The sequence below is a fragment of the Kitasatospora saccharophila genome (assembly GCF_039529925.1).
GTDB lineage: Bacteria > Actinomycetota > Actinomycetes > Streptomycetales > Streptomycetaceae > Kitasatospora > Kitasatospora saccharophila.
Genome location: NZ_BAAANS010000020.1, coordinates 121,507 through 135,194 on the forward strand (window position 1 = coordinate 121,507; position 13,688 = coordinate 135,194).

Here is a 13,688-nt window from a genome sequence, read left to right on the forward strand (position 1 = left end):
TTCCGTGGACACCACCCGCAGATCCCCGCTCGCCCGCCGCCCGCTGGCCGCGCTCACCGCCGCCGTCTGCACGGCCCTGCTGGCCACCGCCTGCACCGGCACCAACTCCGCCGGCGGACAGGACGGTTCGGCCTCCGGCCAGGACGTGACGATCACCTTCTGGCACGGCTGGAGCCAGGACAACGAGGTGAAGGCGATCGACGACAACGTCGCCGCCTTCGAGAAGCTGCACCCGAACATCCACGTCAAGGTGGTCGGCAACATCGCCGACGACAAGGTCGAGCAGGCGCTGCGCGCGGGCGGCCCGGACGCGCCGGACGTGGTGTCCTCGTTCTCCACCGACAACGTGGGCAAGTTCTGCTCCTCGCACGTGTGGGCGGACCTCGGGCCGATGCTGAAGAAGGACGGCGTCGACCCGGCGAAGACCTTCCCGAGCGCGATGCTGAAGTACAGCCAGTACCAGGGCAACCAGTGCGCGCTGCCGCTGCTCGGCGACGCGTACGGCCTGTACTACAACAAGACCGCGTTCGCGGCGGCCGGGATCACCGCGCCGCCGAAGACCTTCGGCGAGTTCGCCGAGGACGCCGCCAAGCTGACGGTCGCCGACGGCGACTCCTACAAGCAGCTGGGCTTCATGCCGAACTACCACGGCTACGAGACGGCGATCGCGCACTACCTCGGCCAGTACGGCAGCACGTACTTCGGCCCGGACGGCACCTCGAACGTGGCCACCGACCCGACCGTGGCCGCCGCGCTGACCTGGCAGAAGCAACTGGTCGACCGGCTCGGCGGGTTCGAGAAGCTGGAGAAGTACCGGACGACGTTCGGCGACGAGTTCAGCGCCAAGAACCCGTTCACCACCGGGCAGGTCGCGATGAGCCTGGACGGCGAGTGGCGGACCGCCTCGCTGGCGGACGACAAGCCGGACTTCGAGTGGGCGACCGCGCCGTTCCCGGTGCCGGACGACCAGGCGGCCACCTACGGGCGCGGCTACCAGACCGGCACCATCGTCGGCGTCGCCAACGGCTCGAAGAAGCAGACCGCGGCCTGGACCTTCGTCAAGTACCTGACCACCGACACCGACGCGGTGGTCTCCTTCGCCAACGCGATCCACAACGTGCCGAGCACGCTGGCCGCGCTGGACTCGCCGAAGCTGGACGCGGACGCGAACTTCCGCACCTTCGTCGACATCGCGAAGAACCCGAACTCCTCGACCACCCCGGCCAGCGTCAACGGCGGCGCCTACCAGGTGTCGCTGCAGAACCTCAGCTACGAGGTGGAGTCCGGCAAGCAGAACGACCTCGGGGCGGGCCTGAGGGCCACCGCCGAGGAGATCGACGCCGCCGTCAACCAGGCGAAGTGACATGGCGCTCGTGCACTCCACCGTCCCGCCGGCGCTGCGCCGCAAGCGCCGGCGGGAGCGGGCCAGGACGCTGGCCTTCCTCTCCCCGTGGCTGGTCGGGTTCGGGTTCTTCTTCCTGTACCCGCTGGTCTCGACGGTCTACTTCTCCTTCATGCACTACGACGGGTTCACCGCGCCGACCTTCGCCGGCCTGCAGAACTGGACCTACGTCCTCACCGACTACCCCTCCTTCTGGAAGGGCATGGGCAACACGCTCTGGCTGGTCGTGGTGATGGTCAGCCTGCGGGTGGTGTTCGGCCTGGGCATCGGCATGCTGATCATCAAGGTGAAGTCCGGCGCCGGGTTCTTCCGCACCGCCTTCTACCTGCCGTACCTGGCGCCGCCGGTGGCCGCGACGATGGCGTTCGCGTTCCTGCTGAACCCGGGCACCGGGCCGGTCAACCACCTGCTGGGCGAGCTGGGCCTGCCGCAGCCGGGCTGGTTCACCGACCCGTCCTGGTCGAAGCCCGCCCTGACCATGCTGGCGGTCTGGGGCATCGGCGACCTGATGGTGATCTTCATGGCCGCGCTGCTCGACGTGCCCACCGAGCAGTACGAGGCCGCCGAGCTGGACGGCGCCGGGAGCTTCCAGCGCTTCCGGTACGTCACCCTGCCGAACATCTCGCCGATCGTGATGTTCGCCGTGGTCACCGGCGTGATCCAGACCATGCAGTACTACACCCAGGCGATCGTCGCCGGGAAGGTCGCCTCCGGCGTGATCGGCGGCTCCGGGCAGCAGTTCGAACCCGGCTACCCGCACGGTTCCACCTGGACGCTGCCGCAGATGGTCTACAACCTCGGCTTCCAGCGCTTCGACACCGGCTCGGCCTGCGTCGTCGCCGTCATCCTGTTCGCCCTCTCGATGGCGTTCACCTCGATCCTGCTGCGGCGCAAGTCCGGCTTCATGAATGAGGACTGAGGCCCCGTGACCCTCGTCTCCGCTCTCCCCCGCAAGCGCACCGCCCCCGCCTCGGCGGCCGGCCGTGCCGCCCGCCGCCGCGCCGCCCTGCAGTGGGTCGCCGTGCACTCCGCGGCGGTCGCCGCCGCGCTGTTCTTCGTGCTGCCGTTCGTGTTCGTCTTCCTGACCTCGGTGATGACCGACCGCCAGGCGCTCACCTCGGACCTGTGGCCGCACCACTGGCAGTGGTCGAACTTCGCCACGGTCTGGAACACCCCCGGCTTCCTCACCTGGTGGCGCAACACCCTGCTCTACGCGGGCCTCGGCACCCTGCTGACGGTGGTCTCCAGCCTCCCGGTGGCGTACGCGCTCGCCAAGTTCCGCTTCCGCGGCCGGAGCCTCGCCCTGATGGCGGTGGTGGCGATGATGATGCTGCCGCCGCAGGTCACCGTCATCCCGATGTACCTGTTCTGGGCCAAGCAGCTGCACCTGACCGGCTCGCTGTGGCCGCTGATCATCCCGATGGCGTTCGGCGACGCCTTCACCATCTTCCTGCTGCGCCAGTTCCTGCTGACCATCCCCAAGGAGTACGCGGAGGCCGCCCGGATCGACGGCTGCGGCGAACTGCGCACCCTGCTGCGGGTGGTGCTGCCGATGGCGAAGCCCGCGATCGCCGCCGTCGCGCTGTTCCAGTTCTTCTGCTGCTGGAACGACTACTTCGGCCCGCAGATCTACGCCTCCGAGAACCCGGGCGCCTGGACCCTCAGCTACGGGCTGGAGTCCTTCAAGGGCGCCCACCACACCAACTGGAACCTCACCATGGCGGCCACGCTGCTGGTGCTGGCGCCGGTGATCGTACTGTTCTTCTTCGCACAACGCGCCTTCATCGAGGGCGTCACACTGACAGGGGTCAAGGGCTGATGTCCGCACTGAAGTTGGCAATCGTCGGCGGCGGTTCCACCTACACGCCGGAACTGATCGACGGGTTCGCGCGGCTGCGCGACACCCTCCCGATCGGGGAACTGGTGCTGATCGACCCGGCGGCCGACCGCCTGGAGCTGATCGCCGCGCTGGCCCGCCGGATCTTCGCCAAGCAGGGCCACGGCGCCACCGTCACCACCGCGACCGACGTCACCGCGGGCGTCCGGGACGCCGACGCGGTGCTGCTGCAGCTGCGGGTCGGCGGACAGGCCGCCCGCGACAAGGACGAGACCTGGCCGCTGGAGTGCGGCTGCGTCGGCCAGGAGACCACCGGCGCGGGCGGCCTCGCCAAGGCGCTGCGCACCGTCCCGGTGGTGCTGGACATCGCCGAGCAGGTCCGCCGCGCCAACCCGGACGCCTGGATCGTCGACTTCACCAACCCGGTCGGCATCGTCACCCGCGCCCTGCAGACCGCCGGGCACAAGGCCGTCGGCCTGTGCAACGTGGCGATCGGCTTCCAGCGCAAGTTCGCCGCCCACCTGGGCGTCGACCCGGAGCTGGTGCGCCTGGACCACGTCGGCCTGAACCACCTGACCTGGGAGCGCGGCGTCACCCTGCTCGACTCCCCCGGCTCGACGGGCGGCCGCGAGGTGCTGCCGCAGCTGCTCGCCGAGCACGGCGAGGCGATCGCCGCCGACCTGCACCTGCCGCTGCCGGTGTTCCGCCGGCTCGGCGTCGTCCCCTCCTACTACCTGCGGTACTTCTACCAGCACGACCTGGTGGTGGAGGAGCTCAAGGTCAAGGGCTCCCGGGCCGCCGAGGTCGCCGCGATCGAGCAGCAGCTGCTGGAGATGTACGCCGACCCGGCCCTGGACACCAAGCCCGAGCTGCTCGGCAAGCGCGGCGGCGCGTTCTACTCCGAGGCCGCCGTGCAGCTGATCGCCTCGCTGCTGGGCACCGACGGCCGCACCACCGTCCAGGTGGTCAACACCCGCAACGACGGCGTGCTGCCGTTCCTGCCCGACGACGCGGTGATCGAGGTCCCGGCCGAGGTCGACGCCACCGGCGTCCGCCCGCTGCCGCAGCGCCCGGTCGAGCCGCTGTACGCGGGCCTGATCGCCAACGTCACCGCGTACGAGCACCTGGCGCTGGACGCCGCGCTGCACGGCGGCCGGGACCGGGTCTTCGACGCGCTGCTCGCCCACCCGCTGATCGGGCAGATCGAGCTCGCCGACCAGCTCACCGACCGGCTGCTGGCGCACAACCGCGCGCACCTGAGCTGGGCGTGACCGGCACAATGACCGTGCACCACCGCCCCAGCACCGAGCACCACCACGGGGGGAACGGCCGATGAGCCACTCCGCACTCCTGCCCGGCGTCCTCGCCATCGACGCCGGGAACAGCAAGACCGACCTGGCCCTGGTCGGCGCCGACGGCGCCGTCCTGGCCAGTGCCCGCGGCGGCGGCTTCCAGCCGCAGCTCACCGGCCCGGCCGCGGCCGTCGCCGCGCTCGCCCCGCTGGTCGACGACCTGGCCCGGCAGGCCGGCGCCGACTGGCGGCCCGGCGGGCGGCCGCTGACCGACCACGTCAGCGCCTGCCTGGCCAACGCCGACCTGCCGGTCGAGGAGCAGCAACTGCACGAGGCGATATCCGGCTACGGCTGGGCAGCGTCCGTGCACGTCGCCAACGACACCTTCGGGCTGCTGCGGGCCGGCACCGACGGGCCGCTGGGCGTCGCGGTGGTCTGCGGCGCGGGCATCAACTGCGTCGGGCTGCGGCCGGACGGGCGCACCGCCCGCTGGCCCGCGCTCGGCAAGATCACCGGCGACTGGGGCGGCGGCGGCGGGCTCTCCGACGAGGCGATGTGGCACGCGGCCCGCGCCGAGGACGGCCGCGGCGAGGCCACCCTGCTCTCCCCGATGATCGGCGCCCACTTCGGACTGGCGGGCGCCAACGCGGTCGCCGAGGCGGTCCACCTGGGCCTGATCGAGCGGCCCCGGCTGCACGAGGTCGCCCGGGTGCTGTTCGCGGCGGGCGAGGCGGGCGACCCGATCGCGCTCGCCCTGATCGACCGGCAGGCCGACGAGGTGGCCCGGCTGGCCGTGGTCGCGCTCACCCGGCTCGACCTGCTGGAACAGCCGGTGCCGGTGGTGCTCGGCGGCGGGGTGCTGGCCTCCCGGCAGCCGCTGCTGCTGGACAACCTGACCGCCCGGCTGGCGGCCGACGCGCCGCTCGCCGAACCGCGCGTGGTGGTCGCCCCGCCGGTGCTGGGCGCGGCCCTGCTGGGCCTGGACCACCTGGGCGCGGCCCCCGCCGCGCACCGCCGGCTGCGCGAGGCGTACCCGACGGCCCGCCCGATAGCGGCCTGACCGGCCGCACCCCGCCGGGTGAGTGCGCCCGGCACCCCGCACCCCCGGAAAGCCGCCGCCGGCGGGGGCGGTCGAGGCACCGCACATGCCTCGACCGCTCCCGCCGGCGGTTTCCGTGCGACCCGGGCGTCAGCTCCGGCGGCCGCGGGCGCGTCGGGCCGCGAACAGCACGCCGCCGCCGATCAGCAGCAGCGCCGCGGCCGCGCCCGCCGCGACGGCCGGCACGCCGGTGCCGGGCAGCTCGGGGCCGTGGTGCGGGTGCGGGTGCCGGGTGGGCTCGGGCGACGGGGTCGGCTCCGGCGACGGCGTCGGGCTGGGCGACGGGCTCGGGCTCGGCGACGGGCTCGGGCTGGGGGCGTCGACGGTCACGGTGGCGCTCGCGCTGTTGTTGGACGGGTCGGTGTCGGTCTGGTCGAGCTCGCCCAGGTCGGCGGTGTTGGTGCGGGCGCCGGGCTCGGCGGCGCGGACGGTCAGCAGCAGCCGGGCCCGGTCACCGACGGCGAGGTTCCCGATCGTCCACACGCCGGTGCCGGCCGCGTAGCCGCCGGTGCTCGGGGCGGCCGAGACCAGCTCCAGTCCGGCGGGCAGCACGTCGTCGACGGTCAGCCCGGTGGCGGGCGCCGGGCCGTTGTTGGTGGCGGTCACGGTGAACACGCTCTGCCCGCCGACCTGCTGGCGCGCCGGGTCGACGCTCTTGCCGATCGCGATGTCCGTCTCGTTGAGCGGCCGGACGGTGGCGCTCGCCGTGTTGTTCCCCTTCACCGGGTCGTACTGGTCGGCGGAGGTGATGGCGGCGGTGTCGGTGGCGGGCGCGGCGGCGTCCAGCCGGACCAGCAGGGTGAGCCGCACCTCCCCGTCCCTGGCCAGCGCGGGCACCGTCCAGGTGCCGGTCGCCGGGTCGTACGAGGTGCCGGCGGCGGGCGTCGCGGTGAGCAGCGTCGTCCCGGCGGGCACCGGGTTGGCGACGACGGCGTTGGTCGCCTCGTGCGGCCCGTAGTTGTGCAGGGTGACGGTGAAGGTGGTGGTGGAGCCGACCGGCAGCACCGTCGGGTCGGCGGCGACGTTGACGCCGAGGTCGGCGAAGTCGTCGGCGGAGACCACCGGGATGGTCACGGTCGACGGTTCGGCCGTGACGCTCTGCCCGATCGGGGTGACCGCGTCGGCGGTGGCGGTGTTGGTGAACGAGCCGGCCGCCAGGTCGGTGTCGGTGACGGTGTGGCTGCCGGTGCAGACGATGTGGTCACCGGGCTCCACCACCGCCGAGGGGCAGGCCAGGTCGGTGATCAGCGGGTCGTGGACGGCGACGGTGGAGAGCGTGGAGCCGCCGGTGTTGGTCACGGTGAAGGTGTAGTCGACCACCTGGCCGACGGTGTGCGGGGCGGGCGTGACGGCCTGCTTGTCGAGCGTCATCGCGGAGGTCAGCGGCACCGTGACGGTGGACGGCCCGGCGGTCACCGGGTCGCCGATGTCCGGGGTCGCGGTGGCGTTCGCGGTGTTGACCACCCGCCCGGCGGCGACGTCCGCGGCGGTGACGGTGTAGCTGCCGGTGCACACCACGGTCGAGCCGGGCGCGGGCGCGGGCGGCAGGGTGGTGGCCGGGCAGCTCACCGGCGCCAGCCTGTCGTCCGTGACGGCCAGCGAACTCACCGGCACCACACCGGCGTTGGTGACCACGTACTGGTACGGGATGACCGTCCCGGCGGTGATCACCGCGGGCAGCGGGGCGCCGCCCCGGTCGACCTGCTTGACCAGGTCGAGGTCACCCAGCGGCAGGATCGAGGAGGCGTTGACGTTGCGGATCAGGTGGACGTCGGTGGAGCCGCCGGTGGAGGCGCTGAACCCGAACTTGTAGGTGGACGGCAGCCCGTCCGGGGCCGGCTCGTCCAGCACCTGGTGCCAGCCCGTGCCGTCCTGGAAGTCCACCTGGACGATCACCCGGGGCGCGGGTGCGGGCGTGATCTGCACGTTGACGGTGCGCTTGGCGACCGCCGGGTCGACGGTGCCGAACGGCGCGCCCAGGCTGCCGGGCAGCGTGCTGGCCGCCCGGGGCGGGTCACCGGCCGGCGGCTCGGTGGTGGAGGCCAGGTAGCAGTAGCCGGAGATGCCCGCGCCCGGCCCGCGCAGGGTGACCACGTTGGGCGCGACCGGGCCGTCCACCTTGACCGGCGACTGCTGGCCGGTCGGGCAGTCCGCGCCGCGCAGCTCGCCGTCGTTGTAGAAGTTGCCGTACATGTCCAGGCCCACGCCCAGGTACCCGCCGACCACGCCGGGGATGAGGTTGCGCTGCGCGTAGCCGAGGCTGCCGCCGTCCGCGCCCTTCGAGTCCAGCGGGGTCGAGCCGTCCACCAGGTAGAACCCGATGCCGTCCCCGGGCTGCGCGTTGCCGCCGTACTGGTACTGCTCGAAGGTCACCGACAGGCCCGCCGAGGCGGGCACCGGGCGGCGGTACAGCATCGAGCCGCCGACGAACCCGGCCGAGTCGTTCAACTGCAGGTAGCCGGGCAGCACACCGGGCACCGGCGCGGCCGGGGTGCCGCCGGTCGGGCAGGACGGGATCGGCGCGGCGCCGGGCGCGGGCGTGCTGCCGACGGGCGCGCCGGTCAGGCAGGTGTCGCCCAGCGGTTCCCAGGACGGGTCGGGCACCGAGGAGCCCTCGAAGGTCTCGTTGACGATCACCGTCCCGCTGGTCGCCGGGCCCGGCGCCGCCCGCGGCACGGCCGGCACCGGATCCGCCACCGCCTGCGGCACCGCCAGCACCGGCCCCGCCGCGAGCAGCAGTGCCACCGTCGCTCGCGCCGCCCTGCGCATCCGTCCCGTCATCCGCTCTCCCGTTGCAGGCGCCACCGCCCGGTCCGGGCGGGGCGAGCGTAAGCAGGGCGAACGCGCCCGGCCGGGCAGTGGGCCGTCGGTGGGCGCGGCGGGGCTCTCCCGGGCTCCCCTGCGGGTGTGGGTGCGCCAAGCGTGCGGTCAGGTGACGGTGGCTTCCCACCGGCCCCGGGAGAGGTGAATGGTGCCGTCAGGGCGCACCGTGGCGTCGCACCCGTACAGCGGCAGGCCACCCTCGACCAGGAGACGGGTGCGGACGCTCTCCAGTTCGGACCAGAGCCGTCGGGGGCCGCCCTGGTGGACGGTCGGGGGTTCGAACCGGGCAGCTTCGGCGCGGGCCCACGAGCCGTCGGGATGAACCAGGTAGGCGGTCCGCCGACCGCCGCACTCCTCGTAGTCGTACTCGATGCCGGGCACCGAGACGGACAGGAACGACCAGACTTCCCACCCGTCGCGCACGTCGGCCACGGGGTAGCGGCCGGTCGACACCTCCTCGCCGTCGGCCTCCCGGGCGGCCTCGAACGCCTCGACCGGTCCGGGCGGGTAGTCGGCACCGTGGCGGGTGCCCATGAACCCGGCCCAGTCCCGTTCGACGACCCCCCGGGCCCCGCCGTCGGGGGTCTTCCACGCCGTCAGGATCAGCGCGGTGTCCCGGATCGTGGTGACCAGCCGCCCGCCCGGTCGCAGCGCGGCGAGCCAGGAGGTCGGTACGGGGCGGACACCGACGGTCGACACGATGCGGTCGTACGTGCCCGGGAGCGGCCCGGTCGCGTCCACGGCCTCGCACGCGGGGCGTAGGCCGAGGGCGGCGAGCCGCAGCCGGGCGGCGTCGACCAGGTACGGGTCGACGTCCACGCTGGTGACGTGCCGGTCGCCGATCCGGCGGGCCAGGTGGGCGGTCAGCCCGCCGGCGCCGGTGCCCACGTCGAGCACGTCGTGCCCGTCCCCGATGCGCCCGTGCCGGAGCATCTTGACGACCAGGGCGGCGAGGGTGGCGGACGAGGTGGGCCGTCCGGTCGGGTGGTCGTCGGGTGCGGCGTGGTCGGCGTGCTGCCCGCCGACGCTGGTGACGGCCGATTCGGCACCGTAGGCCACCTGCGCCCACCGCTGCGGATCGTCCTCGCCCCGGTACAGGGTCCAGCCCTCGGGGCCCCGCTCCCACCAGTTCGGGACCAGGATGTGCCGGGGGACGCCAGCCACGGCGTCGCGCCACCGCGAGTCCGGGTCGGTGACGCGTTCCGCCAGGGCGGCGGCGTGGTGTTCCCAGTTCATGAAGTCTTTCCTTCCCCGGCCCGGGGCAGCGTCGCACGGACCGGGCCGCCGTTGGGAGGGGCGAACGCGACCCCGTACGCAGGGTTGCACGCCTCGGTGTTCGCCGGGTTGCAGTCGTTCGAGTCGTTCGGCGGGCAGCCTCCGAGGGACGGCGTGCGCCGCTCGGGGATCCCGGCGACCACGGCGGCCCACTCGGGGCTCTCCAGGACGGCCCGCAGCCCTCCGGTTTGCTTCGCGTGCCCCGGTCGCATCCACCGCCCGAGGACACAGGGCGAGATCGAGCCGTCCGGCATGACCGCGAGCCGCCCCCTCCCGCAGTTCCCGCACAACTCGCCGACGGTCGGCGACGACTTCGCCGCCCGCCCGACACCGCGCGCGTGATCGAGCGTCACGTGCCGCACCCCGAGAGCGCGCAGTTCCTCCACCGCGAGCCGTTCGAACTGGCCGCCGTGGACGCCGACCACACCGGCCCGGACCGGGATTCCGCGACGCACCGCCTCCACGATGTTGGCCCGGGTCCGGACGTGGCTGCCGGACACCAGTGTCACGCGTTCGTGCTCGCCGGGGTCCGGTGAGTAGTAGGACGTGGCGAGGCTGACCCCGGGACGGGAGAACACCGCCCAGCCCTTGGCCGTGACGTGGAACAGGTTGGTGAACACCTCCACCAGCCGGCCCCGACTCAGGGCGTGGTCGACCAGATCGGCCCACCCTGGGTAGGTTGTCGGCTCGCCACCGATCAACTGCACCTTGGCGATGCCGAGTTCGGCGGCCTGATCGATCACACCGCGCCAGTCGCCCAACGTCATCGCGTCGTACTCCGACGCCTCCGTACCGTTCGAGACGGTCCGAGCCATGACGCCGTGCGGAACGTCTGGGGACGAGTCGGACAGGCAGTGGGCACACTTCAACTGGCACTTGCCGGTGATCTCCAACTCGATCACGTGCGGCACCGTGAGCGCATCGCGGACAGGCGGTTCCAGGGTTGCGGTCATGAGCGTTCTCTCCTCGTGAGGCCGGTCGGGCAGGAAGTCGGCTGTGACGGTCACCGCCCGTTTCCTCGCTTCGCGAATGTCACGTTCTGTGCCCCTATGGTTGCTGACCGGAGCTAACCTGAACAGGAGAGACGCGTTCCTCCCGATGGCTGGAACGCCTGGGTTCCTGGGGCCCGTTGCGTGCAACGCATGCAACGTGGCGGGGAGGAGAAGGCAGCGGTGGCCTTCCAGAAGCGACGACCTGATCCGGCGCTGAGCGCCCGTCATTTCTACGGGTCCGAGGTCCTGCGGCTCCGCGAGGAACGGGGTTGGCCCCTGTCCCGCCTGGCCTCTGAAGCGCTCTCTTCCATCGCCACGCTGTCCCGGGTGGAGAGCGGGGATTACCGCGTACCCGAGGGCCTGTCCGAGCAGTTGGACCGGGTGTTCGAGACCGGTGGCCACTTCATGCGGCTGCTGCCGCTGGCCCGGAGGGAAAACCATCCTGCGAAGTACCAGGGAATCCTGTCCCTTGCCGACCGGGCCCTGGTCGACGAGTCCTACAGTCCCAACGTGCACGGCCTGCTTCAGACCGAGTCGTTCGCCCGATGTGCCCTGCAAGCCGGGCTGCCCTTCACTCCGACCGAGGAGGTGGAGGAGCGAATCCGCGCCAGGCTGGGCAGGCAGGTCCGCATGCGCAACAGCCAGGAATGCCAGTACTGGTTCATCCTGGACGAAGGCGCGTTCGCCAGGATCTACGGCGGCCCTGAAGTGATGGCCGGGCAGTTGCAGGCCATCCTCGACGTGGCGGAGTTGCCCAACGTCACGGTCCAATTGCTGCCCTACGCCGCCGGCGGGCACTCGGAGACGGCGTCGCTCTGGCTGTTGACGCTGGAGGACGGCAGGCGAGTGGCCTATGAGGAAGGCAGTCGCACGGGGACGATCTTCGAAGCAGCCCGAGACGTCAAAGAGCGCGAGGCCCTCTACAATCTGCTACGGGCTCAGGCACTGTCCCCCCGGGACACTGGGCTCGCGATCAAATCCATGCTGGAAGGACTCACCGCAGATGCGCCCTGACCCTCAGCCTCCCGTAGCAACTCGCCACTGGCGCAAGAGCAGCTACAGCAACAACGAGGGCGGCGGGTGCATCGAGGTCGACGACGCGAACCCGGGCCACGTGCGCGACTCCAAGGACCCCGGCGGCCCGCACCTGGAGTTCGCCCCCACCGCCTGGGCCGCCTTCGTCGCGGCCACCGTGACCGGCGGGTTCGGCACGGTCTGACTTCGCCGGCCGCCGACCGAGGCTCCTGCACGTTCGGCTGACCGGGCGTCAGGGCGTGACCAGCCCGGCCCGGTAGGCGAGGATCGCCAGGTGGACCCGGTCGCGGGCGTCCAACTTGGCGAACAGGCGGGCCACGTGGGCCTTCGCGGTGGTGCTGCTGCCGGACGGTGTGGCCGACCAGCCGGCCGACGGCGGTGGCGGCGGTGGCGGCGACCAGCACGACCGCGAACAGGGACAGCACGATCTGCGCGGGGCGGCCGGGCGGGTCAATCCGCCTGCGCGAAGAGCTCCTTGAGGCGGGCGGCCCAGGCCCGGGGGTGGCTGGTGTTGCCGTTGTGGCCGCCGGGCAGCACCTCGACCGGGGTGTCTAGCAGGGCGCCGAGGGCCTGGGCGCAGCGGCGGTCGAACACTTCGGGTGGGGTGGTGCGGCCGACGGCGGGGACGATCCGGGTGGGGGCGGCCCGGACGGCGGCGAGGTCCAGGACGTCCTCGACCACGGCGGTGAAGTCGTGCCGGATGAAGCGATCGAAGCCGGCCGCCCGGCGGGCGTCGAGCGGCTGCGGGGTGAGGCCGGGTTCGGCGTCGGCCGCGGCCGGGTCGATGCCGAGCACCCGGGCCATCTCGGGGAGGACCGCGGCCAGGCCCGCGCGCCCGTACAGCTCCTGGAGTTCGACGAGTTCGCGCCGGTGCCGGGCGGCCTCGGCGGGGGGCAGCAGGCCGGGGGCGACGGGCTCGTGGGCGACCAGGGTGCGCAGCAGCCCGGGTCGCCGGGCGGCGACGTGCAGGCCGATCACGGCGCCGAAGCTGCAGCCGAGCATCAGCGCGGGCCCGTCGGCGACCGCCTCCAGCAGCCGCCGGACGTCGTCGGCGTGCTCGGCCAGGCTGGTGCCCCGCTCGGGGTGGTCGAGGCGGCTGCGGGACAGGCCGCGCCGGTCATAGGTGAGCACGGTGTGGGTGTCGGCCAGGTGCGGGACGAGGTCGACGGTGCGGTCGGCGTCGCCCTCGCCGCTCTGCGCGATCAGCAGCAGCGGGCCGGTGCCCTCGGTGCGGTGGTGCAGGACGGCGCCGGGGACGGCGAGCGTGCCGGTGACGGACATCGGGATCCCCCTCCGCGGCGGTCGGTCCGCCGCTCTCCCCTCACGCTAATCCATCGAACTAGATACATCAAGATAGATGCATCTAGTTCGATGTAGCATCGGGGCCGTGGATGGAGTCGAACTGTTCCTGCTCGGCCGCGCCCTGATGAAGATCGGCGAGGACGCCCTGCCCGAACCCCCCGGCGGTGGCCGCCACCCCGGCAGCACCCGCAACACACTGATCGCGGCCAGCGACATCAGCGCCCACCCCGGCACCACCGTGGGCGAGACCGCCGCCCGCACCGGACTCCCGCAGAGCCAGATCTCCGCGGCGGTGGCCCGCCTCAAGGAGGCCGGCGCGGTGCGCACCGAACCGGACCCGGCCGACCGGCGGCGCACCCTGGTCCGCCCCGCCGAACGCCCCTCCGCCCGGGTCGCCGCCGTCCGCACCGCCGGCGTCGACGCCGCGCTCGCCGCCGCGCTCGGCCCGGACCCCGACCCCGCACGACTCGCCGAGGTCACCGCGGCGCTCGACGTCCTGGCCCGGCACCTGTCGCCGCGGCACACCCGCCCCTGAGACCGTGTTTGAGATCTGCCGTGTCGCCGGGCTGGAGTGGTCGTTGAGCCTGTTGTGAGCGGTGTTTGGGGCGGGTATCCGTCGGACCTGACGGAT

Annotated in this window: 12 protein-coding genes; 8 read left to right on the plus strand and 4 right to left on the minus strand. The window is 72.8% G+C overall.

Annotated features, from left to right (window positions below):
* The first annotated feature begins 4 nt into the window (after window positions 1–4).
* The 5 genes from ABD345_RS16790 to ABD345_RS16810 all read left to right on the plus strand — a co-directional run bounded on the left by ABD345_RS16790 (window position 5) and on the right by ABD345_RS16810 (window position 5,591).
* Window positions 5–1,363 (plus strand): ABC transporter substrate-binding protein, encoded by a 1,359-nt coding sequence (locus ABD345_RS16790; RefSeq protein ID WP_344552953.1) that lies wholly within the window; start codon window positions 5–7, stop codon window positions 1,361–1,363.
* A 1-nt stretch (window position 1,364) separates the two neighbouring features.
* Window positions 1,365–2,321, plus strand: coding sequence for a carbohydrate ABC transporter permease (locus ABD345_RS16795; RefSeq protein ID WP_344552954.1), 957 nt, complete (start codon window positions 1,365–1,367; stop codon window positions 2,319–2,321).
* Window positions 2,322–2,327: 6 nt separating this feature from the next.
* On the plus strand, window positions 2,328–3,221 hold the full coding sequence (locus ABD345_RS16800) for a carbohydrate ABC transporter permease (RefSeq protein ID WP_344552955.1): 894 nt from the start codon (window positions 2,328–2,330) through the stop codon (window positions 3,219–3,221).
* Window positions 3,222–3,229: 8 nt separating this feature from the next.
* Window positions 3,230–4,510, plus strand: a complete 1,281-nt coding sequence (locus ABD345_RS16805; protein ID WP_344552972.1) for a 6-phospho-beta-glucosidase — start codon at window positions 3,230–3,232, stop codon at window positions 4,508–4,510.
* A 61-nt stretch (window positions 4,511–4,571) separates the two neighbouring features.
* Window positions 4,572–5,591: an N-acetylglucosamine kinase gene (locus ABD345_RS16810; RefSeq protein ID WP_344552957.1), complete on the plus strand. Its 1,020-nt coding sequence runs from the start codon at window positions 4,572–4,574 to the stop codon at window positions 5,589–5,591.
* A gap of 129 nt (window positions 5,592–5,720) precedes the next feature.
* Here ABD345_RS16810 and ABD345_RS16815 read toward each other — a convergent pair whose 3' ends face one another.
* The 3 genes from ABD345_RS16815 to ABD345_RS16825 all read right to left on the minus strand — a co-directional run bounded on the left by ABD345_RS16815 (window position 5,721) and on the right by ABD345_RS16825 (window position 10,735).
* Window positions 5,721–8,411: a DUF7507 domain-containing protein gene (locus tag ABD345_RS16815; protein ID WP_344552958.1), complete on the minus strand. Its 2,691-nt coding sequence runs from the start codon at window positions 8,409–8,411 to the stop codon at window positions 5,721–5,723.
* A 147-nt stretch (window positions 8,412–8,558) separates the two neighbouring features.
* Window positions 8,559–9,689: a methyltransferase domain-containing protein gene (locus tag ABD345_RS16820; protein ID WP_344552959.1), complete on the minus strand. Its 1,131-nt coding sequence runs from the start codon at window positions 9,687–9,689 to the stop codon at window positions 8,559–8,561.
* Window positions 9,686–10,735, minus strand: coding sequence for a radical SAM/SPASM domain-containing protein (locus ABD345_RS16825; protein WP_344552960.1), 1,050 nt, complete (start codon window positions 10,733–10,735; stop codon window positions 9,686–9,688). The genes ABD345_RS16820 and ABD345_RS16825 overlap by 4 nt, the downstream gene beginning before the upstream one ends.
* A 165-nt stretch (window positions 10,736–10,900) precedes the next feature.
* Here ABD345_RS16825 and ABD345_RS16830 point away from each other — a divergent pair, with 165 nt between their 5' ends.
* Entirely contained in the window at window positions 10,901–11,734 is an 834-nt protein-coding gene (locus ABD345_RS16830) for a helix-turn-helix domain-containing protein (RefSeq protein ID WP_344552961.1), read from the plus strand.
* Window positions 11,724–11,939: a DUF397 domain-containing protein gene (locus tag ABD345_RS16835; RefSeq protein ID WP_344552962.1), complete on the plus strand. Its 216-nt coding sequence runs from the start codon at window positions 11,724–11,726 to the stop codon at window positions 11,937–11,939. The genes ABD345_RS16830 and ABD345_RS16835 overlap by 11 nt, the downstream gene beginning before the upstream one ends.
* A 266-nt stretch (window positions 11,940–12,205) precedes the next feature.
* Here ABD345_RS16835 and ABD345_RS16840 read toward each other — a convergent pair whose 3' ends face one another.
* Window positions 12,206–13,036 carry an alpha/beta fold hydrolase gene (locus tag ABD345_RS16840; RefSeq protein WP_344552963.1) on the minus strand — a complete coding sequence of 277 codons (831 nt, stop codon included), beginning with the start codon at window positions 13,034–13,036 and terminating at the stop codon, window positions 12,206–12,208.
* A gap of 106 nt (window positions 13,037–13,142) precedes the next feature.
* Here ABD345_RS16840 and ABD345_RS16845 point away from each other — a divergent pair, with 106 nt between their 5' ends.
* Window positions 13,143–13,592: a MarR family transcriptional regulator gene (locus ABD345_RS16845; RefSeq protein ID WP_344552964.1), complete on the plus strand. Its 450-nt coding sequence runs from the start codon at window positions 13,143–13,145 to the stop codon at window positions 13,590–13,592.
* Window positions 13,593–13,688: the final 96 nt, after the last annotated feature.

Coding starts and splice junctions, on each gene's coding strand:
- ABD345_RS16835 (WP_344552962.1), top strand. CDS start 11,724: ATGCGCCCTGACCCTCAGCCTCCCGTAGCAACTCGCCACTGGCGCAAG.
- ABD345_RS16815 (WP_344552958.1), bottom strand. CDS start 8,411: ATGACGGGACGGATGCGCAGGGCGGCGCGAGCGACGGTGGCACTGCTG.
- ABD345_RS16840 (WP_344552963.1), bottom strand. CDS start 13,036: ATGTCCGTCACCGGCACGCTCGCCGTCCCCGGCGCCGTCCTGCACCAC.
- ABD345_RS16810 (WP_344552957.1), top strand. CDS start 4,572: ATGAGCCACTCCGCACTCCTGCCCGGCGTCCTCGCCATCGACGCCGGG.
- ABD345_RS16795 (WP_344552954.1), top strand. CDS start 1,365: ATGGCGCTCGTGCACTCCACCGTCCCGCCGGCGCTGCGCCGCAAGCGC.
- ABD345_RS16820 (WP_344552959.1), bottom strand. CDS start 9,689: ATGAACTGGGAACACCACGCCGCCGCCCTGGCGGAACGCGTCACCGAC.